At 56.9% G+C, this 22,497-nt stretch carries 21 protein-coding genes and 1 tRNA gene; 12 read left to right on the top strand and 10 right to left on the bottom strand.

Going from position 1 to position 22,497, the window contains the following annotated elements:
- Positions 1–35: 35 nt before the first annotated feature.
- On the top strand, positions 36–659 hold the full coding sequence (locus QPJ95_RS20570; protein ID WP_270918164.1) for a helix-turn-helix domain-containing protein: 624 nt from the start codon (positions 36–38) through the stop codon (positions 657–659).
- A gap of 24 nt (positions 660–683) precedes the next feature.
- Here QPJ95_RS20570 and QPJ95_RS20565 read toward each other — a convergent pair whose 3' ends face one another.
- Together QPJ95_RS20565 and QPJ95_RS20560 are read right to left on the bottom strand one after the other, a co-directional pair.
- On the bottom strand, positions 684–905 hold the full coding sequence (locus tag QPJ95_RS20565) for a hypothetical protein (RefSeq protein ID WP_270918165.1): 222 nt from the start codon (positions 903–905) through the stop codon (positions 684–686).
- 334 nt (positions 906–1,239) lie between these two features.
- Positions 1,240–3,057 carry an extracellular solute-binding protein gene (locus QPJ95_RS20560; RefSeq protein ID WP_270918166.1) on the bottom strand — a complete coding sequence of 606 codons (1,818 nt, stop codon included), beginning with the start codon at positions 3,055–3,057 and terminating at the stop codon, positions 1,240–1,242.
- A 435-nt stretch (positions 3,058–3,492) separates the two neighbouring features.
- On the opposite strand from QPJ95_RS20560, the gene QPJ95_RS20555 reads away from it, so the two are divergent.
- Entirely contained in the window at positions 3,493–4,266 is a 774-nt protein-coding gene (locus tag QPJ95_RS20555; protein WP_270918167.1) for a 3-hydroxybutyrate dehydrogenase, read from the top strand.
- Between the two features lie 119 nt (positions 4,267–4,385).
- Here the strand turns inward: QPJ95_RS20555 and QPJ95_RS20550 are convergent, their stop codons facing one another.
- From QPJ95_RS20550 to QPJ95_RS20535, 4 genes are all read right to left on the bottom strand, one after another.
- The gene (locus tag QPJ95_RS20550; protein WP_270918168.1) at positions 4,386–5,075 is read right to left on the bottom strand and encodes a DUF502 domain-containing protein; all 690 of its coding nucleotides are present in this window, start codon (positions 5,073–5,075) and stop codon (positions 4,386–4,388) included.
- 80 nt (positions 5,076–5,155) lie between these two features.
- Positions 5,156–6,070 carry a pseudouridine-5'-phosphate glycosidase gene (locus tag QPJ95_RS20545; protein ID WP_270918169.1) on the bottom strand — a complete coding sequence of 305 codons (915 nt, stop codon included), beginning with the start codon at positions 6,068–6,070 and terminating at the stop codon, positions 5,156–5,158.
- Positions 6,067–6,987: a PfkB family carbohydrate kinase gene (locus QPJ95_RS20540; RefSeq protein ID WP_270918170.1), complete on the bottom strand. Its 921-nt coding sequence runs from the start codon at positions 6,985–6,987 to the stop codon at positions 6,067–6,069. Before QPJ95_RS20540 ends, QPJ95_RS20545 begins: the two co-directional genes overlap by 4 nt.
- Positions 6,988–7,035: 48 nt before the next feature.
- Entirely contained in the window at positions 7,036–7,917 is an 882-nt protein-coding gene (locus tag QPJ95_RS20535) for a DUF4198 domain-containing protein (protein WP_286018197.1), read from the bottom strand.
- Here QPJ95_RS20535 and QPJ95_RS20530 point away from each other — a divergent pair.
- Positions 7,886–8,989: a HupE/UreJ family protein gene (locus QPJ95_RS20530; protein ID WP_270918218.1), complete on the top strand. Its 1,104-nt coding sequence runs from the start codon at positions 7,886–7,888 to the stop codon at positions 8,987–8,989. The two genes, QPJ95_RS20535 and QPJ95_RS20530, sit on opposite strands and share 32 nt — an antisense overlap.
- 5 nt (positions 8,990–8,994) lie before the next feature.
- Here the strand turns inward: QPJ95_RS20530 and QPJ95_RS20525 are convergent, their stop codons facing one another.
- Complete coding sequence (locus QPJ95_RS20525) at positions 8,995–9,615, bottom strand: thiamine phosphate synthase (protein ID WP_270918172.1); 621 nt, start codon at positions 9,613–9,615, stop codon at positions 8,995–8,997.
- A gap of 161 nt (positions 9,616–9,776) precedes the next feature.
- On the opposite strand from QPJ95_RS20525, the gene QPJ95_RS20520 reads away from it, so the two are divergent.
- Genes QPJ95_RS20520 through QPJ95_RS20510 form a run of 3 tightly spaced genes read left to right on the top strand, consistent with a single transcriptional unit; the run spans position 9,777 to position 13,203 of the window.
- A complete protein-coding gene (locus QPJ95_RS20520; RefSeq protein ID WP_270918173.1) occupies positions 9,777–10,526 on the top strand; it encodes an RNA methyltransferase in 750 nt (249 codons plus the stop codon).
- A 59-nt stretch (positions 10,527–10,585) separates the two neighbouring features.
- Positions 10,586–11,731 carry a heme A synthase gene (gene ctaA / locus QPJ95_RS20515; RefSeq protein WP_270918174.1) on the top strand — a complete coding sequence of 382 codons (1,146 nt, stop codon included), beginning with the start codon at positions 10,586–10,588 and terminating at the stop codon, positions 11,729–11,731.
- Positions 11,732–11,733: 2 nt separating this feature from the next.
- Positions 11,734–13,203, top strand: a complete 1,470-nt coding sequence (locus QPJ95_RS20510) for a carboxypeptidase M32 (protein ID WP_270918175.1) — start codon at positions 11,734–11,736, stop codon at positions 13,201–13,203.
- Between the two features lie 137 nt (positions 13,204–13,340).
- Here the strand turns inward: QPJ95_RS20510 and gyrA are convergent, their stop codons facing one another.
- Positions 13,341–16,079: a DNA gyrase subunit A gene (gene gyrA / locus QPJ95_RS20505; RefSeq protein WP_270918176.1), complete on the bottom strand. Its 2,739-nt coding sequence runs from the start codon at positions 16,077–16,079 to the stop codon at positions 13,341–13,343.
- A gap of 194 nt (positions 16,080–16,273) precedes the next feature.
- Here gyrA and QPJ95_RS20500 point away from each other — a divergent pair, with 194 nt between their 5' ends.
- The gene (locus tag QPJ95_RS20500; protein ID WP_270918177.1) at positions 16,274–16,543 is read left to right on the top strand and encodes an usg protein; all 270 of its coding nucleotides are present in this window, start codon (positions 16,274–16,276) and stop codon (positions 16,541–16,543) included.
- A gap of 78 nt (positions 16,544–16,621) precedes the next feature.
- Here QPJ95_RS20500 and QPJ95_RS20495 read toward each other — a convergent pair whose 3' ends face one another.
- Entirely contained in the window at positions 16,622–17,575 is a 954-nt protein-coding gene (locus tag QPJ95_RS20495) for a radical SAM protein (RefSeq protein WP_270918178.1), read from the bottom strand.
- Here QPJ95_RS20495 and QPJ95_RS20490 point away from each other — a divergent pair.
- The 4 genes from QPJ95_RS20490 to QPJ95_RS20475 all read left to right on the top strand — a co-directional run bounded on the left by QPJ95_RS20490 (position 17,522) and on the right by QPJ95_RS20475 (position 20,323).
- Positions 17,522–17,713, top strand: a complete 192-nt coding sequence (locus QPJ95_RS20490; protein ID WP_270918219.1) for a hypothetical protein — start codon at positions 17,522–17,524, stop codon at positions 17,711–17,713. The genes QPJ95_RS20495 and QPJ95_RS20490 overlap by 54 nt on opposite strands.
- A gap of 84 nt (positions 17,714–17,797) precedes the next feature.
- Positions 17,798–18,469, top strand: coding sequence for a 6-phosphogluconolactonase (gene pgl / locus QPJ95_RS20485; RefSeq protein WP_270918179.1), 672 nt, complete (start codon positions 17,798–17,800; stop codon positions 18,467–18,469).
- Positions 18,470–18,746: 277 nt separating this feature from the next.
- Positions 18,747–19,622 carry a glycosyltransferase family 2 protein gene (locus QPJ95_RS20480; protein WP_270918180.1) on the top strand — a complete coding sequence of 292 codons (876 nt, stop codon included), beginning with the start codon at positions 18,747–18,749 and terminating at the stop codon, positions 19,620–19,622.
- Between the two features lie 248 nt (positions 19,623–19,870).
- Positions 19,871–20,323: a cupin domain-containing protein gene (locus QPJ95_RS20475; RefSeq protein WP_270918181.1), complete on the top strand. Its 453-nt coding sequence runs from the start codon at positions 19,871–19,873 to the stop codon at positions 20,321–20,323.
- A 215-nt stretch (positions 20,324–20,538) separates the two neighbouring features.
- On the opposite strand, the gene QPJ95_RS20470 is transcribed toward QPJ95_RS20475, so the two are convergent.
- Positions 20,539–20,612, bottom strand: a tRNA-Gly gene (locus QPJ95_RS20470).
- A gap of 170 nt (positions 20,613–20,782) precedes the next feature.
- On the opposite strand from QPJ95_RS20470, the gene QPJ95_RS20465 reads away from it, so the two are divergent.
- Positions 20,783–22,471 carry an amidohydrolase gene (locus QPJ95_RS20465; protein ID WP_270918182.1) on the top strand — a complete coding sequence of 563 codons (1,689 nt, stop codon included), beginning with the start codon at positions 20,783–20,785 and terminating at the stop codon, positions 22,469–22,471.
- Positions 22,472–22,497: the final 26 nt, after the last annotated feature.

Raw genomic sequence — 22,497 nt, 5'->3', positions numbered from 1 at the left:
TTGCAAGCAGGCGGGGGGGGCTCTATAGAGACAGCATGACAAATCGAGATCCAAAATCATTGATTACCATTGCCCGAAGCAGCGGCAATCAGAGCGAAGCCGAACCATTGGATCTGGGTGTGCGGGTGCGTGAATTGCGCAAGGCACGCGACTGGACACTGGAATATGCCGCCAACCAGGCCGGGCTGGCCCGATCGACCCTGTCAAAGATCGAAAATGGCCAAATGTCACCCACTTACGACGCGTTGAAAAAGCTGGCGATTGGGCTGCAAATCTCTGTGCCACAGCTATTTACCGCGCCACAACGGGATCAGGTTAACGGCCGTTTGGCGGTAACCAAGACCGGGGAAGGCGCGGCCCATGCGACCACCACTTATGAGCATGAGCTGTTGGCCGATAGTTTGTCGCGCAAGCAAATGCTGCCCTATCGTGCCCGGGTGCGGGCCCGCTCGATGGAGGAGTTTGATGGCTGGGTACGGCACGACGGTGAAGAGTTTCTCTATGTGCTGACCGGGGTGATCAAGCTATACACTGAGTTCTACGAGCCTATTGAAATGCGGCGCGGTGACAGTGCCTATTACGATGCGGCAATGGGGCATAACGTCATTTCATCAAGCGACGAAGACGCCACGATCCTTTGGGTCACGTCATTGACCTGATCCGCTGGCGTTGAAATATGCCGGTCAGCCCTCGACCTCACTTAGCAAGCCTTCGATAAAGAAAAAATCCTCCACCTCTTCGCGGGCTTCGGTCAGGGTTAACTGATGCGTTTTGGCAAGGTGCTCAATAAAGGCCTCGCGATCATGCAACAGCGATGGCACCAGTTTTGGGTGAAGATAGGGGAACCGGTTTTGCATGCGCGGCAGGCTGGCGGCCCCGACTTCGGTTGAGCGTAAAGCTTCCATAGCTACTCCTCTCGCCGGGCAACAACGGTTCATTTGTCAGGTTAGTGTACTCAAAAACACATCTAAAAGATACCTTCTGCAGGGACCGGCGCCGGTGCTGAATAGATAATGCCGGCTGTATTTCGTTGGTGGCGGGTAAAAAGTCGGATGACATAGGGCAAATGTATCGCTGTCAGACCGCCAGTCGGCGGCGGGCCTGGCCTGAGCCGCGGTCTCCGGTACCGCCAGACATCCAAATCCTATTGGCGCTGTGGTTTTGGGGGAGGCCCATCTCCAGGGGCGTATCGTCCTGGAGATGGGCGTCTTTCGTCAAGCCCGTTCCGCACAGTCAGGCCTAGTTGGGATCATACCACCAAACCGTCGGCATGAACTGGGGACGGTCACCGTAGATCGGCAGGGTATCAGGGAAACGTAGCTCTTTGGCGTGGGCAATGCGGCCCTTGTCAAACTGCCAAATGGGAATCACATATCGGCCGGTGGTCAGCACCCGGTCCAGGGCTCTTACCGCGGATATGAAATGATCGGCGCTGGTGGCGTTGAGCATCTCGGGGATCAAGGCCTCGACCACCGGGCTGTCGATGCCCATGAGATTGCGGGACCCTGGTTGGGTTACCCCTTCGCGTCCCCAATACAGATATTGCTCATTGCCGGGGCTCAGCGACAGATCGCGACGAAAATGGGTCATGTCAAAGTCATACTCGTTTTGACGGGCCACATACTGCGCATTATCCACTGTATCTGTGCTGACCTTGATGCCAAGACGGTGCAGCGCGCGGGCGTAAATTTCGACCACGGTTTGCATTTCGCGATCGCCCTGACGCAGCAGCACCGAGAATTCGAATGGGTCACCCTGAGCGTTTTGCAACACGCCGTCCTGAACGGTCCAGCCGGAGTCGTTCAGCAGCTTGGTTGCGGTGCGCAGGTTTCTGCGGTTACGCTCCGTTCCGTCACTGACGGGAAGCTCATAGCCCTCCAGGGCGCCTGGTAACAGGTCGCTTGCATAGGGTTCCAGAAGGCTTCGCACTGCTCCCTCGGCCGGGCCAGGCCGCATACCCAGGGCTGAGTTGGAATAATAGGAGGTAATACGGGGCTGGGTGCCGCCAGTGACGGTGCCGTTGATATATTCAAAATTGAAGGCGTGAATCAGCGCCTGCCGAACCCGCCAGTCGGCAAACAGCGGCTTTCGGGTGTTCATGGCCAATCCGGTTATACCGGAGGGGCGTTGATGTGGGATTTCCGATTTCACCACATCGCCGCGCTGCACCGATGGGAAGTTGTAGTTATTGTCCCACTTGCCGGCATTGTATTCGCGCACCGCAGTCAGCTCACCAACCTTAAAGGCCTCGAACAAAACGGTGGCGTCGCCAAAGAACTCAATCCGCATCTGGTCAAAATTCTGCGTGCCACGGCGAAATGGCAGATCCTTGCCCCAGTAGTCCGGGTTGCGCGCCAGACTGACGTATCGACCCGGATCAGAGGTGTTGACAACATAGGCGCCGGTACCGATGGGCGCCTCATTGGGGCCACTGTCGGCAAAATTCTTGCCCGCCCATTGGCTTTTTTTCAAAATCGGACGCAGCCCGGCAAGCAAGGCCAGTTCGCGGTCCTCGGTGTTGAAGTTGATCCGAACCTTTCGCGGTCCGGTTTGAGTGATGGTGTCAACCTTGGACCAGAAGCCGCGGTAGCGAAGATGTCCGACGGTGCCCAGGGTTTCATAAGACCAGATGACGTCCTCGACGGTGACAGGTGATCCATCCGAGAACCGGGCCTCGGGGCGCAGGGTGAATTCTACCCAGGAGCGGTCTTCGGGGGTTTCGATTGTTTCGGCCAAAAGACCATAGAGTGAAAAAGGTTCATCCCAGGAGCGGCCCATCAGGCTTTCATAGCCCCAGAACCGAAGTTGCCATGGGGCAGTGCCTTTCTGCACAAATGGATTGAGCGTATCAAATCCACCGGTATTGCCAAAAACAACGCGGCCACCTTGGGGCGCATCGGCATAGGCATAGGGCAGCGATGTATAATCCGGTGGCAGCGCAGGGTCGCCATACATCGCGATGCCATGGGCTGATTCTGCAACTGCAGAATTAACACTTAGAAGCAGGGTGATACCCGCCAATGTTGAGGTGACTATTCTGAAAAACTCTGATCGCATTTTGGCAACAATCCCGCATGACCCATATTTCCTTGTGTTATCAAGGTACCTTGGCCGCTGCCTTTTTTCAAACTTTTAGCTTGGATAATGGCTGTTAATTGAGTATAACTAAGTCACTGCTCGATAGGTTTCTTGCCTGTATGAAACCTGCCTCAATAACTTGACGCCCGCTTCGCGCGGGCGTTTTTTTTGTGCCCAGGCGTTCACTTTTTGCCAGACATTTGGTCAGCAAGGGGAGAGAGCGGCGTCATTGGCGGTGATGATCCGGTGACAAGTAAGGCCAATAGTATCCCCGCACGGGATGCGCAAGCGGTCACTGTCTCTCGCGAAAAAATACCCAAAACCGGCTTCTGAAAGAACGGAACTTTTCTTTGCAGCTGCAGCATGGCAAACTGTCGAGATCAGAAAATGACATCAAATTGAGGGAACAGGCCAATGTCTTTGCAGGGGAAAACCGCGGTTATCACTGGGTCTAATTCGGGAATCGGACTGGGTATTGCGCGCGAATTGGCGCGTGCGGGGGCCAATGTGGTGCTGAATTCGTTCACAGGCAGGCCGCAGGATCATGCTCTGGCCGATACAATCGCGTCTGAGTTCGGGGTCCGCGCCAGTTATATTAAGGCCGATATGTCCATTGGACGTGAGTGTCGGGATCTGATTGAGGCGGCGGCGGCCTGTGATATTCTGGTTAATAACGCCGGCATTCAGCATGTGGCGCCAATTGACACGTTCCCGCCAGAGACCTGGGATGCGATCATTGCGATCAATCTGAACTCGGTTTTTCACACCACGGCAGCGGCGCTGCCAGGGATGCGCGCTGCGGGCTGGGGCAGAGTGATCAATATTGCTTCGGCGCATGGGTTGACGGCTTCACCGTTCAAATCAGCCTATGTCGCGGCCAAGCACGGGGTTGTGGGGATGACCAAGGCGGTGGCTCTGGAAACCGCACAGGAGCCGATCACCTGTAATGCTGTCTGCCCGGGTTATGTGCTGACACCGCTGGTCGAGGCGCAGATCCCTGACACTATGGCTGAATATGATATGGACCGTGAAACCGTAATTCGCGAGGTCATGCTGGCGCGCCAGCCGTCGCGGCAGTTTGCCACCGTCGAGCAGCTGGGCGGAACCGTTGCGTTTTTATGTTCGCCAGCCGCAGAGCAAATCACCGGAACCACGCTGAGCGTCGATGGTGGCTGGACCGCGATGTAGGGGATGATGGAGCGGCGGGCGGTACTGGGGAGCAGAGCGGGGGCCAGCCCCCGTACCCCCGGGATATTTATGGCCAGATGAAGCCGGGGGCCAGATCAAGCAGGGAAACGGTAGCCACTTCAATCTGTTGGCGGAATTTCGGGACGGGTTGGATCTTTGGGATTTGGATAGACCAGCCCGGCTGAAATAACCAGTTTGGCGGCATCTTCCACCGACATATCCAGTTCAATCACATCTTCTTTCGGCAGGAATAAAAGAAAGCCCGAGGTTGGGTTTGGCGTGGTTGGGAGGAAGATACTCATTAATTTGCCACTGGGATCTATTTGCTTGTAGACCTCACCCTTGGCTTCGGTAGAGACAAAACCAATCGCCCAGATACCTTTCCGGGGGTATTGAATAAGGCAGGCTTTCTCGAAGCTGCGTTCGGATTGGGCAAAGACCGTTTCCGAAATTTGCTTGATGCCGGAATAGATGGTGCGAACCACTGGCATCCGCTCGACCAGGCTTTCGGCAAAGGAAATCATCGAGCGGCCCAGGATGCCTTTGGCGATCCAGCCGATGACGATGGTGAACAGCAGGAAAATGATCAGCCCGATGCCGCGCAGATTTATGCCGATGTATTTTTCCGGCAGGATCGTCGCGGGCACCAGTGGCAGCACCACACTATCCACCCAGCCCATCACCGACCAAAGCAGCCAGATCGTCAGACCCACCGGAGCGATGACGACAATGCCGGTTAGGAAGGAGGAGCGAAGCCGGGCAAACAGGCCCGGGCGCCGGTGGGGTTCGTGGTCAAATGGCGTTGTCATTTATCTTTTTCGCTGTTGATCGAGTGCAACCTAGGTAGTTTGACAGTCGGCGGCAATGGCCTGCGACCAATCAGTGCAGGTCATTGCCGCAGGGCGATTAGTTGCTGGGCAATCTGGGCCGCCAGTCGCGCATTGTTGCGAACAAGGGCGATGTTGGCGGTCAACGAGCGGCCTTCGGTCAATTCAAAGATCCGCTGCAGCAGGAAGGGGGTGACCGCTTTGCCGCTGACCCCTTGGCTGTCGGCCTCACTCTGGGCTTGATCGATGATTGGAGCCAGGATGTCTGCTGCAATTTCGTCAGACTTGGGGATTGGGTTGGCGATCAGTTGGCCGCCTGGCAGGCCAAGCGCCTGGCGCATGACATGGGCCCGGGCGATCTGTGCTGCATCGTCCATGCGAAGGGGCGCTGCAAGGTTGGATTGGGACGACCAGAAACCCGGGAACGAGTCCTGCCCGTAGCCGATCACCGGCACCCCTTGGGTTTCCAGCACCTCGAGCGTCTTGGGCACATCCAGTATTGCCTTGGCGCCTGCGGCCACAACGGTGACGGGCGTGGCGGCCAGTTCCAGCAGATCGGCCGAGATGTCAAAGGACTGGTCCGCGCCTTTGTGTACGCCGCCAATGCCCCCGGTTGCAAAGACGTCGATGCCTGCCAGATGGGCGGCGATCATGGTGGCTGCCACCGTGGTGGCGCCGGTGCCGCCACAGGCCAGACAGGCTGCAAAATCGGCGCGCGATAGTTTGGCAACGTTCTTGGCCTGTCCCAGCGCTTTCAACTGGTCGGCCTCAAGCCCCACATGCAAATGGCCGTCAAGCACCGCTATGGTCGCTGGTGTTGCACCGGCGTCGCGGATGTCCTGTTCGACCTGGGCGGCAACTTCGATGTTTTGCGGGTAGGGCATGCCATGGGTTATGATGGTGCTTTCCAGCGCCACAATTGCAGTGCCCGCTGATTTGGCGGCCTGGACCTCAGCCGAATATTTGATGTCGATCACAGTGGGGGTTCTCCTGAAACATAGGTGGCTGCAGCCTTGAGCGCGGAGGCCAGAGCCAATTCGCCAGTGTCGCCGCGGGTTTCTGCGGCGATATGTGCGGCCATAAAGGTATCTCCGGCCCCGGTGACGCGCGCAACGGTGACGCGGGGTGGGACCAGAGTGACGAGTGAGTGGGGGCCAGCCTCGGTTGCTGAGCGGCCGCCGTCGGTGACCAGAACGCGGCAGGCGCCCCGCTCCAGCATGGCCAAAGCCGCCGTTTCGCTGTTGGTGAATTCAGCCTGACAGAGCAGCCCGGCCTCTTCGAGGTTGACGTAAAGAGTGCCCCGGTTGCGGGTCAGGAAGGGGCGCAGACGTTCGGCCTTGCCCGGTGAGGCCGGGGCGACGCGCAGATCTGCCGCTGCGAAGGCGGGATCATTGGCAATGTCGTCCAGCAGCGACAGGGTCAGATTGCCGTCCAGCGCCACCGGGCCCGCATAGGGGTCTGTTGCCGAGCCAAGGCTGCCATCCTGCAATGGCTTCAGAATTTTGTCTCCGGCGGCCTCAAGCGAGTGGGCGTCGGCGATGGCGGCGATTAGCCCATTGGCGCCTTCAACTGCCATGTAGCGGTCGGTGGGTAAGTCATCAGAGCGGTAGATATGGTCGGTGATAAGCCCAAGTCGGGTGCAGGCGGCTATCAGCTCGTTGCCTTCATCGTCGCGGCCTATGGCGCTGAGCAGCGCCGGTTTGAGACCAAAACGCGCCAGTGTCATGGCAATGTTCATCGCCACGCCTCCGGGCAGTCGGGTGATGCGTCCCGGCATATCTGATCCACGCCGCATTTCCATCGGCGAGCGGCCGATGATGTCCCACAGGACAGAGCCAATACAAAGAATATCTGGGCTGGGTTGGATGTTGGTCTGTGTGTTGGTCTGTGTCATGCCGGTGTTCTGCCTATTTTTACCCCCTGTCGCAAGCCGCAACCCGCATTAGGGGGTGGTAAATGTCAGGGCCGCCCAGAGAGTCTCCCAGACCGGGCCTGCGGATTGGCGCGATGGCCGCAACACAACCGCGTCCAACAGGTACGTGTGGCCCGGTTTCACCGGGATGAGCACAACACCCTGGGCATCCGCGCGTTGCAACGAGACCAGGACCACATCGTCTGGCCCGCGCTCAAATATCTCAATCTGCGCGTTTGCGCGGGGGGTGCCAAGATAGTAGACCCGGACCGGCAGGCCCAGGGACAGATCATCGGTATAGGGATTGGCGAGGGCGACAAATTCGGCCTCCATGCCCAGAAGCTTATCAGAACCGATGCCATCGCCGACAGCGATCAGGGACTTGGCATGGCGCGTGTAGGTCTCGGCAAACCCTTGTTCAGGCAGGCCCCGGGCCTGATGTCGCTGCGATATGTCGGCAAACCCCTTGTGATCGGCAAAGGTCTGAAATTTTTCCCAGGTTTCATAAGTTATTGTCTGCGGCGCTGTTTCATGAGTGATGATCAGCAGACCCGGATCAGCCTGGTCCAGCTGAAACGCCGGAAGATCGCCCATGCGGCCTTGATAGGCTGTGGTCTGGCCGCTTTGGGTGAACTCAAAGCGCCGGGTACGGCGGGCAAAGAATACCTGGTTGGCACCGCTGAAATTCTGTCCGTTGCGCAGGTCGGCAAGCACCGGCGCCCCTGATTCCACTTGATATTTCTGCGGTTCGATCCAAAACTCGTGTGAAAGAGCAGGCAGGGTGGACAGGATCAGGCCAACAAGACCAATACGAAAATGGCGGAACAGGCAGATGAGCATTCGCAATACCTTTTGGAAACTGGGGAACAGGCTGGCTGGAATGCTGATTTTGTCAACCCTTGCTGTGGTCACACTGGTCTCCGGTGGACAGGCGCATGAGGTGACCCCGACCATTGCCGATTTTCGGGTGGAGGACGGCCAGATCAGCTTTGATTTGCGGCTGAACATCGAGGCCTTTGTTGCCGGTATCAATCTGGACGGAATGGAAGACACCAACGAGGCCGACCAGTCAAAGGATTACGACAGTCTTCGGGGGCTGGATCAGGCCGAGCTGGAGCCTATGGTGCGCCAGTTCGCCGAGGAGTGGCTGGAGACAGTCCGGCTGACAGCCGGCGGGCCGCTTCATCTCAGCCTGTCTGCGGTGATAATCCCCGAGGTGGGGAATGTTGAGCTGCCGCGAGCCTCTTATCTGATGCTGACTGGGGTGGTTCCAGCCAATGCACGCAGCCTGACCATGTTTTGGCCAGAGGGGTCAGGCGGGGTGGTGCTGAGACAGAACGGAGTAGAGCAACCTTACACAGGGTATTTACAGGGCGGGGAAACCACTCCGGCGATTTCCTTGGGGGGCGGCGCGGCGCTGACGGCACAAGAAACCTTTGTCGATTATTTGCCGGTCGGCTTTGAACATATCCTGCCAAAAGGGTTGGACCACATTCTATTTGTGTTGGGGTTGTTTTTTCTGAGCGCCCGACTGCGGCCTTTGCTGTGGCAGATCAGTGCCTTTACGGTTGCCCATACCATTACCCTGGCACTGGGCGCGCTGGGGTGGGTGCAGGTTTCGCCTGGGATCGTCGAGCCGTTGATTGCGGCATCAATTGTCTATGTGGCGGTGGAAAATATCTTTCTCCGGCGCCTGACCGTCTGGAGACCCTTGGTGATATTTGGCTTTGGTTTGCTGCACGGGCTTGGGTTTGCATCGGTGCTGGGCGACATTGGACTGCCGCGCGATCAGTTTGTGGCCGCATTGATCGGCTTTAATGTCGGTGTCGAACTGGGGCAACTGGCGGTGATCGCAATTGCCTTTGCCACTGTCAGTTTTTGGTTTCGCTCACACCCGAAATATCGCGGCCGGGTGGCCATTCCGGCTTCGATCACCATTGCAGCGATCGGAGCCTATTGGTTTGTCGAACGGGTGTTTCTTTAATCAGTTCAGCTCATCGCTGCGGTGAGACGTTGCAGCGCCGCCACCGGATTATCGTCGCGCCAGATCTCATCACCGATGCCGAAAAAGTCGGTATAGGGCGAAACGGTTCGGACCAGTTCTTCGGTCAACCCGCCTTCGGCGACCATCGGAACTTCGATCATTTCGGACCACCACTTGAAGATTTCCAGATCGGCAATGGCGCCGTCGCCAAGCCCCGAGGTACCAATCGGACCAAAGCTGACATAATCCGCGCCGGCCTCGGCGGCAGAGATACCGTCATGATTGGAGGCGCCGCAAAAGCTGCCGACAATGGCGTCTGCCCCCATTGCCTTGCGGGTGGTGCGAACGGACCGTGCCGAGTCAGTCAAATGCACACCGTCCAGACCAAGACGCTCGGCCAGAATCTGGTGATCCGAAATCACAATGGCGACGTCGCGCGCATGTGTCACTTCTCGCAGGGCGTCAGCTGCCCGGCTTAAGCTGGCCTCATCGCGGCTGGCCATATCCAGACGCAGGCAGGCAACCTCGGTGGCATCCAGCACTCTGGCCAGTTGATCGGGGAACTGGCCCAGCTCGAAACTTGGCGGTGTGATCAGGTAGATCTGCGGTTTCTCTGGGCTGTCCATGGGTGCGGTCCTTATTATATCCTGCGGCTGTTTAGCGTATAAAGAGGTAGGTGCAAGGTTTATAGGGTGCGGACAGAGTATTCGTGATGTCGCCAAAATGCCAGATCTTGCTCTGGCGACGATTGCAGATTAGATCGGGGCGAGTTTTCAGAGAGAGTGACATGCCGAGCCAGACCTCACAGCCCGCTTTTGTTTTGGTCCGCCCACAAATGGGCGAGAATATTGGGGCTGCGGCCCGCGCTATGTGGAATTTCGGTCTCGACCGGATGCGCATTGTGGCGCCCCGTGATGGCTGGCCCAGTGCCAAGGCGGTTGCCATGGCCTCGGGGGCTGGGCGTTTGCTGGACGAAGCGCAGCTTAGCCCGGATGTGCCGGCTGCATTGGCCGATTGTTCCTTTGTGTTTGCCACCACTGCCCGTCAACGGGACCTGACAAAGCCGGTGTTCAGCCCCGAAGCGGCGATGAGGCTTGCGGCCGAGAAAATAGCCGCAGGTGAAAAGGTTGCGGTGATGTTCGGGCCCGAACGGGCCGGGCTGGAGAATGAGGATGTGGCCAAGGCCAACGCCATTATTTCGGTGCCGGTAAACCCGGCTTATGGGTCGTTGAACCTGGGCCAATGTGTGCTGCTGACCGCCTATGAATGGCAACGGCAAGTGGGCAAGATTGAGCACCAGGTGGTCGAGATGGGCAAGGCGGACTGGGCAACCGGTATCGAGATCGAAAAACTGTCTGACCATTACGAGCAGCGTTTGGGCGATGCCGGGTTCTTCTATCCAGAAGATAAAGCATCCAGCATGAAGCTCAATCTGCGTAATTTATGGAGCCGCATGGCGCTGACCAATACTGATGTGCAGATGCTGCACGGGATCATGAGGCAGATGGTGCGCTGGAAACAACGCGGTGATGAATAAGCCCGCTGGACCTCTGTGGGGCCGGGGGCTAGCGTGGCGGCGAATTGAGTGAGGCAGGCATGAGCAAGCGTAACATTTTTGAAGAGGTCGAGGGTGAGCGGTCCAAGGCCCCCGTGGCTCAGCCCGGACTGATAGACCGCGATCGCAGTGGCGCCCGAGGCGCCATCCGGGCCTGGTTGATGGTGCTGTTTGCGCTGGTGGTGGCGATGATTGTGGTTGGCGGACTGACCCGGCTGACCGACAGCGGCCTGTCCATTACCGAATGGAAACCGGTCACCGGCGCGATGCCTCCGTTAAGCGAAGCGGACTGGCAGGCAGAGTTCGACAAATACCAGCAGATTGATCAGTGGCGCATTGAGAACCAATGGATGCAGCTGGAGGATTTCAAGGCGATCTACTGGTGGGAATGGAGCCACCGACAGCTGGGCCGGGTGATGGGATTGATCTGGGCGCTTGGGTTCTTTGGCTTTCTGCTGACCCGTCAAATTCCTGTTGGCTGGACCGGCAGGCTGGCTCTGCCGGGGCTGCTGGGCGGGTTGCAGGGCGGTATCGGCTGGTGGATGGTTGCGTCCGGTGTCACGCAGGGTGAGGGCATGGTCTCGGTTGCCTCGTACCGGTTGGCCATTCATCTGGGGCTGGCCTTTGTCATCCTCGGGGTCATTGCCTGGTATGTGCTGATGATTTCGCGCCAAGATCGGGTCTTGATGCAGGTCCGCCGCACCAAGGAAGCCAAGCTGTTCGGGCTATCCACTGGCCTGATGCACTTTGCATTTTTGCAAATTCTACTGGGTGCTTTGGTTGCTGGCATCGATGCTGGCCGATCTTACACTGACTGGCCGCTGATGGGAGGACAGGTATTTCCGCAAAACGCGCTGATGCTTGAACCCATGTGGCGAAACTTCTTTGAAAGCCCTGGTCTGGTTCAGTTTATTCACCGTGTCAGCGGCTATATTTTGGCCATTTTCACGGTGGTGGCTTGGCTGAAGGGGCGGCGTAGCGCCCATCCAATTACGCAAAACGCCTTTCATGCAGTATTTGCAGTAATGTTGTTACAAATTGCTCTGGGGGTTATTACCGTTCTCTACGGGGCGCCCTGGCAGGCGGCGATTTTGCACCAGTTGATGGCGGTGGCGGTCTGGGTCTCCATCCTGCGCGCCCGGTTTCTGTCAGCCTATCCCATCACCACTTCAATCAAGGACATATAAATATGAGCGCATTTGACAAGCTGATGAGTTTCCAGCGCGACACGCAGGCACTTGGTCAGGTTGCTGGTCGGTTGGGGTGGGATCAGGAAACCATGATGCCGCGCGGTGCTGCGCCGCAACGAGGCGAGGAAATGGCGGCCATAGAGGCCGTTTTGCACGCCCGTCGCATGGACCCTAAAGTGGCGGAATGGCTTGATATGGCCGAGGCGCCAGACGCGGCCGGGGCCGCCCAGCTGAGAGAGATCCAGCGTAGTTTTGATCGGGCTCAAAAGGTGCCGGCTGACCTGGCCAAGATGCTGGCTCAGGTGACGTCGCAAGCGCAGGGCAAATGGGCCGCGGCGCGCGCCGATGAAGATGTCGCCGCATTTGTCCCGGTACTGCAAGAGGTTGTCGCGCTAAAACGTGAGGAGGGCGCGGCACTGGCCAATGGTGGCGACCTCTATGACGCGATGATCGAAGACTATGAGCACGGCACCACCAGTGCGCAGATATCCGCGATTTTTGACGCCATGCGGCCGCGTCTGGTCAACCTGCGTTCGGCGGTGCTGGAGCGGCCGACGCCCAAAGGTCTGGAGGGTGTGTTTGACGAGCCGAAACAGATGAAACTGGCCCGCAAACTGGCCAAGGCGTTTGGCTACGACATGAATCACGGCCGCGTCGATAAGGCGGTGCATCCGTTTAGCTCGGGCAGTGGATTGGATGTTCGCATCACCACCCGCACCAGTGCTGAGGATCCGTTCAACTGCATCTATTCAACAATCCACGAAGTTGGCCACGCCTGCTATGAGCAAAATATTGATAGCGCCTATTTGCTGACACCGTTGGGCAGTGGCGTGTCGATGGGGGTGCATGAAAGCCAAAGCCGGATCTATGAAAACCAGCTGGGCCGAAGCCGCGCCTTTACCGGCTGGCTGTTTGGCCAAATGACCGAGGTTTTTGGTGATTTTGGCATTGCCGATGCCGATGGGTTCTATGCTGCGGTCAACAAGGTGCATAACGGATATATCCGCACTGAATCGGATGAAATTCAGTATAATCTCCACGTCATGCTACGGTTTGATCTGGAGCGGGCCTTGATGTCGGGGGATCTGCAGGTTGGCGATCTTGAGGCGGCCTGGAATGACCGTTTCGAAGCTGATTTTGGCTACAGCGTGGACAGGCCGTCAAATGGTTGCCTGCAGGACGTTCACTGGTCGGTTGGCCTGTTTGGCTATTTCCCAACCTACAGCCTGGGCAATGTCTATGCCGGCTGCCTGAACCAGACATTGCGCACATCAGTTCCGGATCTGGATCAGCAACTGGCCCTGGGCGACACCTCCGGTGCCACCGACTGGCTAAAGCAGAACCTTCAGCAATATGGCGGATTGCGCTCGCCTCGCGACACCATCACAGAGGCCGCTGGCATGGCGCCAACCCATGAACCGCTGCTTGATTATCTGGAAGCGAAGTTTGGTGAGATCTACGGCCTGTAAAAACTAAGATTTCATTCAAAGGGAACGGTTGCCAATTGGTCTGATGGCCCGACCCCAAAGCCCCATGAAAAAAGCGCCACCCAAACTTGGATGGCGCTTTTTTCATAGATTGGCTAAGGGCCCGGAGGCGGCAGAGGTTATTCCTCGGTGCCGCCCTCGTCTTCATCGTTGGACTGCTCTGCGATCCAGGCAACCGAGACCACCTCTTCGCCTTTGCCAGTGTTGAACACTTTGACGCCACCGGCGCTGCGCGAGCGGAACGAGATGCCGTCGACCGGAACCCGGATCGACTGGCCCTTTGATGTTGCCAGCATGATCTGGTTGTCCAGTTCCACCGGGAACGAGGCGACCAGTTCACCGCCGCGCATTGCCTTGTCCATCGCCGCGACCCCCATGCCGCCACGTCCGCGCACCGGGTAATCATGGCTGGAGGACAGTTTACCCGAGCCGCCAGTGGTGATGGTCAGGATCAGGTTCTCGGCAGCCGACATTTCCGCATAACGCTGTTGATCGATTGTCGCATTGGCATTGGCGTCTTCGTCAGCACCTTCGGCATCATCGGCCAGACCGGCCACCGCCCGGCGCATCTTCAAATAAGCGGTCCGCTCGTCTGATGTCGCCTCAAAGTGGCGGATCACCGACATCGACACCACACGGTTGTCGTCGGTCAGGCGGATGCCCCGCACACCAGTGGATTTGCGACCCTTGAACACCCGCACATCGGTGGTCGAGAATCGGATGGCTCGGCCGGCATTGGTCACCAGCATGACATCGTCGTGTTCGGAACAGATCCGCGCATTGACCATCTCAACCCCCTCGGGCAGGTCCATGGCGATCTTGCCGTTGCGTTTGACGTTGACGAAATCCGACAGCGCATTGCGCCGGACATCACCCGCAGTGGTGGCAAAGATGATCTGCAGCTTGGCCCAGTCGTCCTCGGGCACGTCTACCGGCATGATGGCCGCGATCGACACGCCGGGTGGGATCGGCAGGATATTGACCACCGCCTTACCCTTGGCGGTGCGGCCACCCTGCGGCAGCCGCCAGGTTTTCAGCTTGTAGACCATGCCATCGGTGGTGAAAAACAGCAGCTGGGTATGGGTATTGGCCACAAAGAGGGTGGTGATGACATCCTCTTCCTTGGTCTGCATGCCCGACACACCCTTGCCGCCGCGTTTCTGAGCGCGGAAATCAGCCAGCGGCGTGCGTTTGATGTAACCGCCTGAGGTCACGGTCACCACCATGTCCTCACGTTCGATCAGATCCTCGTCGTCCATGTCACCGGACCAATCGACTATCTGGGTGCGGCGCGGCACCGCGAATTGGTCGCGCACCTCGGTCAGTTCATCCGAGATGATGCCCATGATGCGTTCGCGTGAGCCGAGAATCTCAAGGTATTCCTTGATCTTGCCAGCCAGTTCCCTCAGCTCGTCGGTGACTTCCTTGACCCCGATCTGGGTCAGGCGCTGCAGGCGCAGTTCCAGAATGGCGCGGGCCTGGGCTTCGGACAGGTTGTAGGTGCCATCGTCGTTGGCGGTATGGGTCGGATCGTCGATCAGCGCGATATATTCCAAGATCGGCTGGGCCGGCCAACGCCGGGTCATTAGCTTTTCACGCGCCTCAGCAGCATCTGCCGATTGCCGAATGGTGGCGACAATCTCGTCAATATTGGTGACGGCGACGGCCAGACCGCACAGCATATGACTGCGTTCGCGGGCTTTGCGCAGCAGATAGGCAGTGCGTCGTGCCACCACATCTTCGCGGAAATCCAGGAACGAAGTCAGGAACCGACGCAGGGTCAGGGTTTCCGGCCGGCCACCGTTCAGCGCCAGCATGTTGCAGCCAAAATAGGTCTGCATGGGGGTGAACCGGAACAGTTGGTTCATCACCACCTCGGCGGTGGCATCCCGTTTCAGCTCAATCACCACGCGGACGCCGTTGCGATCAGATTCATCCTGAACGTGGGCCACGCCCTCGATTTTCTTGTCGCGCACCTGCTCGGCGATCTTTTCGATCATCGCCGCCTTGTTCACCTGATAGGGAATCTCGTCGACAATGATCGCATAGCGATCGCGGCGGATCTCCTCGACCCGGGTTTTGGAACGAATGATCACCGAGCCACGGCCTTCGAGATAGGCCTTGCGGGCGCCAGTCCGGCCCAGCATCACCCCACCGGTGGGGAAATCGGGGCCGGGAACATAGTCGATCAGCTGTTCGCTGGTCAGATCCGGATCCTCGATCAGCGCCAGGGTGGCGTTGATCACTTCGCCCAGATTATGCGGCGGAATATTGGTGGCCATGCCAACAGCAATACCACCGGCACCATTGACCAGCATGTTGGGGAAACGGGCGGGCAGAACCGTTGGTTCCCGGTCCTTGCCATCATAGTTGTCCTGAAAATCGACAGTATCTTTGTCGATGTCGCTCAGTAAATAGGCAGCCGGCTTGTCCATCCGCACTTCGGTATAGCGCATCGCCGCGGCGTTATCGCCGTCCATCGAGCCAAAGTTGCCCTGCCCATCCAGCAGCGGCAGCGACATCGAGAAGTCCTGCGCCATTCTAACCAGCGCATCATAGATCGCGCTATCGCCATGCGGGTGGTATTTACCCATCACATCGCCAACCGGGCGGGCCGATTTGCGGTAAGACTTGTCGTGGGTGTTGTGGGTCTCGTGCATCGCATAAAGAATGCGGCGATGCACCGGTTTTAGACCGTCCCGCAAGTCAGGAATGGCACGGCTGACGATGACAGACATCGCATAGTCGAGATAGGAGGTCCGCATCTCGGATTCGATAGAGACGGAAGGACCATCATAAATCGGCCGAGAAGGAGGAGTTTCATCCATATTTTCAGGAGTTTCCGGCGTATCGCTCACGTTTGCTGCCCGTTGTTATTGATGGGTCTATATCTTGTGGATGCACCCTATCAGAGAGGGCATATGGGGCGCAAGCAAGCAGAGTTTCTGACAGGCATTTCTCCACCAAAATGGCTGCAACGCGTTGGTTTTGGCCTAAAATTAACCATTTTCGGGCTACCTTTGTTGGACATATCCAAATACGGGAGGCAAAGATGGAGCCATCAGAGACCGAATTGATGCTAAAGGGCTATGGTCTGACCACTGCGGAATTCACCTATCACATGCCGGATTATATTCATGTGCTGAACACATATGTCTGGCAGGATTATGATCTGATGCCGGATCACCCCAAGCTGTTTGAATTTATCGAGTTCTGGCAGCGTGAAATCGAGGGACCGCTTCATTCGGTGCGGTTTTGTCACCGCAAATTGCTCAGTTCCGGGCAGTGGCGCAATGTGACGGGAATATTGACGCTGCACTAGCAGATGATTTGCCAATAATTACGGCTACCCCGAGCTTTGAACCGGATTGCCCAGATCGGTCAAAACCCGCGGTCTGGATCAGGCGGAACAGCTCGCCCCACCCAGCACGCAGAATTTTGCGCAATGGGGATGGTTCAGGGCGATGTCTTGTTCTGCATCTTGCAAAGACGGGCCCAAATCGAATTCTGGTGTATAGGGCAATAATGTGCAGGCCACGACGGTTGGCTCTGAGGCGCCCTTGCGTTTCACCACCATGCGAGAGGAGGAACACATGACGTCCTTTGGCGATTTCCCCAATATCCCCCAGCAGGCAGTGGTTATCTCGGGGACTTCCACAGTTTCGTCCATTTCTGGAAACAGAACTGTTTGACTGGGGTTATTGGCATCAATGTCAAACCCTTGTTCTGCAAATAGGGCGGCATATCCGGATCGGCAATCGGCGTCGCTTTTGCCCCATTGTCCGCGCCCCGCAACCGCCAGGGTGAACCCGTTCTCTTGTAACCAATGCATGCCCTGTACTGTCTTTTGGAAGCTGCCAACTCCGCGCTCTGCATCATGAAACTCGGCGGAAAAATGGTCCAGAGAGACCCGCAGTTCCAGTTTGCCCGGAAAATCGCAAATCAGCTGTCGCAGACCAGTCTGGACGGTTTTGCGCATCATCGGTTGCATGGCATTGGTCAGGATCAGAACCCTATAGCCCCGTTGAAGGGCCGCGCGGGCCATGTCGATCATCTGAGGATTCATAAAAGGCTCACCGCCAGTGAAACCAATTTCCTTGATTGGCCAGTTTCTCAAATCAACCTGATCAAGATAGTTCCGAACCTCATCTGAATTTAAATAGACAAGGGCATCGTTGCTTGGCGAACTGAGGATATAACAGTTTGTGCACTCAATATTGCAGAGCGTCCCCGTGTTGAACCACAGTGTTTCGGGGTGGCTGAGAGCGACTACCGCACGGGACTCGCCGTTGGCCGTGACATGGCTATGCTGAAACTTTCCAACATTGGCTGTGGTTTGGGGCAGGTCTTTCATCAAGGCGATCCAAGCGGTTTTTGCCATCAATGTTTAGACGATACTGTTGCGGAAGTGAAATCTCTTTGGGCTACAAATTTTTGTGAGCAGGCGGTTGCAACAGATTGCCAGTTGGTAATCCTGCGGCGTTCGGCCTAAACCCTATGATAGCGTTATCATAGGGCCGATGACGGCAATGGGCTGAGGCGCCCGAATTTACGTTAAAAACGGGAGGGGTGTCCCATGAATATTATCGAATATGCAGATCGTGACATGTTGGCGATCGACGTGGCAAATCAAATAGCGGAGGATCTCAATACCCATTTGCTCAGCCATGAAACGGCCTCTGTTGCGGTGGCGGGGGGGACGACGCCGGCCCCGATTTTCGACGATCTCTGTGCGGCCGATCTGGCGTGGTCGCGCATACGGGTGATGGCGACCGACGAGCGTTGGGTGGATAGCAACAGTGACCGTTCAAATGCGCGCATGATCCGCGAACGACTGCTGGTAAATCGCGCGGCGGCGGCAAAATTTGTTCCTTTTTACGTTCAGAACCAAGACCCCGAGGACGCTATTGGCGGTATTGAGGCCTCGATTTCCTCGGACTTGCCGATATCGGTTCTGCTGTTGGGCATGGGCGAAGATATGCATACGGCTTCGCTGTTTCCGGGGGTGCAGGGGCTTAGGGCGGCTCTCGAACCTACAGCGCCAGCCCTGGCAATCTTGCGACCCGATAGTCAGCCTGAGGCGCGCATCAGCCTGTCTGCACGGGTGTTGGACGCGGCGATATCCAAACACCTGGTGATCTATGGCGCGGAGAAGCGAAAGGCGCTGCAGCGCGCCCTGTTGTTACCAGCTGAGGAGGCTCCCATTGGGGCCGTTTTGACGGCAATGACGGTTCATTGGGCCCCTTGAGTAAGCCATTTTGCATAAAACAGCCACCCGGCCCGGACTGAAGGGCCTTCAGGCCGGTAAGGATCAAGCCGAAAGTCAGGGCAGAGCTCCACAGAACCCAAAGGGGGATTACCTGGCCTGACGGTTTCGATCCGGATCACCTGTCTGTGCGGCCAGACCTGATCGGTGATTGAACCGATTTCTTTATTAAGGCGCAGTTCAGCTGTTTCTTTTTGATGTGACTGGCTAAGCATAGGGAATGTTTTTGCCGGCGTTATACGCCTAGTTGGGTACATCCATGAAGAAAAAATTTAGTGCTATTACCAAATTTCGGAAATGGAACAGAGACAGACATAGTCTGCAACGGGCAAAACGCCAGCTCAGAACGCCCGAAAAACCCAATACATTGGGTGTATTGGCCATCATGAAAAATGAAACTCTCAACATCGAAGAGTGGATCAGGCATTATGAATGGCAGGGCGTCGGCACCATATATCTGATCGACAATGGCAGCACCGACGATAGCCTCGCCAAAGTGCAACCCTGGATCGAAAGCGGCTTGGTGAAATGCATCAGTTTGAACCGGCCGCACGCCCAGCTTGATCATTACTGGGCGGCATTCCGGACATTCCGAATCAAGCAAAACTGCGAGTGGCTGCTTGTCGCCGATTTGGACGAGTTTTGGATCTGTAAATCCGGACATAAATTGAGCGATGAGATGGCACGCTTCCGGCATGTGGATGTTATTTATGCAAATTGGACAATTTTTGGCAGCAGTGGTTGCCGCGATCACCCGCAGGATCTTCGGTCAACTCTTTTGATGCGACAGCCGGATTTGGAGGATCACAGGTTTCAAAAGTGGATCTGCCGGACCAGTGAAATCAAGGTAAAATCCAACTTGCAGGTACACTCGATCAAAGGGGTCTGTTCGTCACGAACCATATCCGCCAACTACATTTTCCAACTCAATCACTACATCAATCAAAGCCTGTCTTTCTGGCAAACCGTCAAGATGCGGCGGGGTGATGTGATCGATCCGCTGTTCGATGAAAATCGGTCCATCGAGCTATTCAATGAAATTGACAGCGCCTGCACGGTCAAAGACACCCTGTTGGCCGATTTATTGCCACCCCATCAACGGTTGTCTGGCCCTTCGCAAGAACAATCACTGTAATCGATCCCGTTCGCCATGGCAGTTGTCGACAGCAGAACGCCGCACCAGATCCGCGGCCCTAGTTCTACCCAACCGGTCGCCTCTTGCAACAAATGGGAGGTGATCTCTCCATCGTTAAAGAAGCCCGTCATTGGGTGGTGAGTACGAGGTGGGGGGATCATCTGCAGCGGCAGAAAACACTCCGTTGCGGGTGTTTTTTTGAACCAGCCTAGGGCAAAATATTGCCAAACCTCGATTGAGCGCTATGTTTGTCACATCTATTTGAGGGCTTCGAGCAGCACAACTTTCACCTTTCAGGGGAGATTGAGGTGTTACGTTTCTCAAAAATGTTCATCGCAGCAAGTGTTTTAGCCATCACATCATTGGCAGTGCCCGGCACCGGCCTAGCTCAGGATGTGGCGGCAGGCGTTGCCATCGAGGTGATGGCCGAATATCCTTCTAACACAGCGGGCGTCGAAAAAATTCTGTTCCGCAAGATTACTTTGAAACCAGGCGCCTCTTGGTCTACCACCGTGCCGGCACAGAGTGTGTGTCAAGGTACGATGGGGGAACTGCTGGTGGTCAATCACACAACCGGCGCTGAGGTTACCTTCAAAGCGGGTGACCGCTGGTCCACCATTCCCGGTCATCAAGTGACACTTTCCAACCCGGGATCTATCGACCATGAACACCTGTTCTACACCTTGATTGTCGCCAAGTAACCACCGGTGCATGGGTCTTTGTCTGGCCGGGTAAGCGGCACCCAGAAATTGGTCCGCCCCAGAAACTGGTTCTCCGGTTTGCCGGTGTCAAAGCGGTGCCGTAGGACAGGCTTGAGCCATGCGTCGCTTGCCAAATGGCCGCCAAAGTACGGCAGAAGACCGCCTCGCTGAGGCAAGCATCACCTGCCGGGCAGTCCAGTACAGGTGCAGTCGAGTGGAGCGGGTAACGGGAATTGAACCCGTAACTAAAGCTTGGGAAGCTGCCGTGATACCTTTTCACCATACCCGCGCTCAACTGTTGGGTATGCGATGACCTCAGAGGCGTCAAGGCCATCCGGCAGGCGCAATTGGAAATCAGGCCAAATCGGGTCGAATTCCGCAAGGCGACCTAGGGGCAATGTGGACAAAATGGGACGGGCGCATAAATCTTTCTTTTGAACATTTGCTGGGGGAAGATAAATGCGCTGGAGTGTCAGGATTGCCGGGACCATGATCATTGGGGGCCTGTCGCTTCTATGGTACAGCCAGCCTCCGCAATTGCCCGATGTTTATATTTTGACCGCTGGCACCATTGTGACCATGGACCCAGAACAGCCTGAGGTCGAGGCGGTGCTGATTGAGGGGGCGGTTATCAAATCTGTTGGCTCGCTGGCAGATCTGATGTCGCAGAGCAATGCGCCGGTGATCCGGCGGCAGGGTCGCACGGTCATTCCCGGGCTGGTTGAGCCTCATACTCATCCGATCGCCAGCGCATTATTGGGGGCTGCGGTGGACATCGGCGGCTCTCGCTATGCATCGCGAGAGGGGATCATGGCGGCCTTGAACGGTGCGGCTGACGGGATGCAGCTGACGCCGTGGATTGTCGCCTTTGGCTGGGATCCGATTGCCATTGCCGGGCTGCACCCACCAACACTGGAGGAGTTGGACGCAATTTCTCCGGATAAGCCATTGCTGGTGCTGACCCAGATGCTGCATCAGGCGTTTATCAACAGCGCTGGATTAAAGGCGGCGGGAATTGCGCTGTCCCACGGCGCCGGGCTTACAGAGCTGGATCTGGTCAATCAGGCGATTGCGGCTATTCCTGTGGCGCCGGATGCAATTATTGAACTGCTGGTTCGGCGCCAATATCAGGCCTATGCCAAAGCAGGCTTTACCAGCATCGGGATTGCCGGGGCGGTTGGGCGCCACCCGGATCCGGTAGGTTTATTATACCGGATCGGCAGCGGGCGGGATTCGTCTTTGCGTAGTTTCATCTATCTGCTCGAGGATCAGGAAGATGTCCGCCGAAAACAGCAAAGCAGAATTTCCGTTGTCGGTCGCAAATACTGGCTGGATGGATCGCCGTTTACCGGCGGAGCTGCAACCCGTGACGCCTATGAGGTGACGCCGCTGACAACCGAGACATTGGGACTGTCGGCAGGACACCGGGGTGAGGTCTTGCTGCAAGAGGATGAGCTCTATGAAAAATTGCGACCTCATCACCTGTCTGGTCGCCAAATTGCGCTGCATGTGCAGGGTGAGCAGGCCATTGATGTCGCGTTGACTGTATTGGCCAGATTGGCGCGGGAGATCCCCACTCCGGGTTTGAACCACCGGTTGGAGCATAATGCACTGATCACAAAGGAGCAGATTTTGCGGGCGGGGGAGATTGGCGTGTCACTGGGGTTCTTTGTTGATCACATCACCTATTACGGCGACCAACTGCAAAACATCTTTGGGGCGTCGCGGGTTGATCGCTATATGCCTGTCGCCAATGCGCAATCCGCCGGGGTTGTGGTCACCCTACACGGCGACCATCCCGCGACCTCCCTAGATCCGATGCAGACGTTGGCCACGGCCATCACCCGTAAAAGCCTGAATGGGATGGTGGTGGCTGCGGATCAATCGCTCAGCGCCCGTCAGGCGCTGGCGGCGATGACCCTGAATGCCGCCAAGCAGCTGGGCCAAGAGACCCAGTTTGGCTCGATCCAGATCGGCAAAAAGGCTGATTTCACCATCCTTGATGGCAACCCTCTCAGCACCAATCCGTCGGACATCTCAAATTTGCAGGTGAAAGCGGTGTTGATCGACGGGCAGCCCGTCGATCTTCGCTGGATTGCCACCCTGAGCCCTGGATTGCTGTGGCGATTGCTGAAGTCACAATTCTAACAGATCATGACTTTTGATCCTGAAGC

The sequence above is a fragment of the Parasedimentitalea psychrophila genome (assembly GCF_030285785.1).
Taxonomy (GTDB): domain Bacteria; phylum Pseudomonadota; class Alphaproteobacteria; order Rhodobacterales; family Rhodobacteraceae; genus Parasedimentitalea; species Parasedimentitalea psychrophila.
This window is presented reverse-complemented; position numbering and strand designations above follow the sequence as displayed.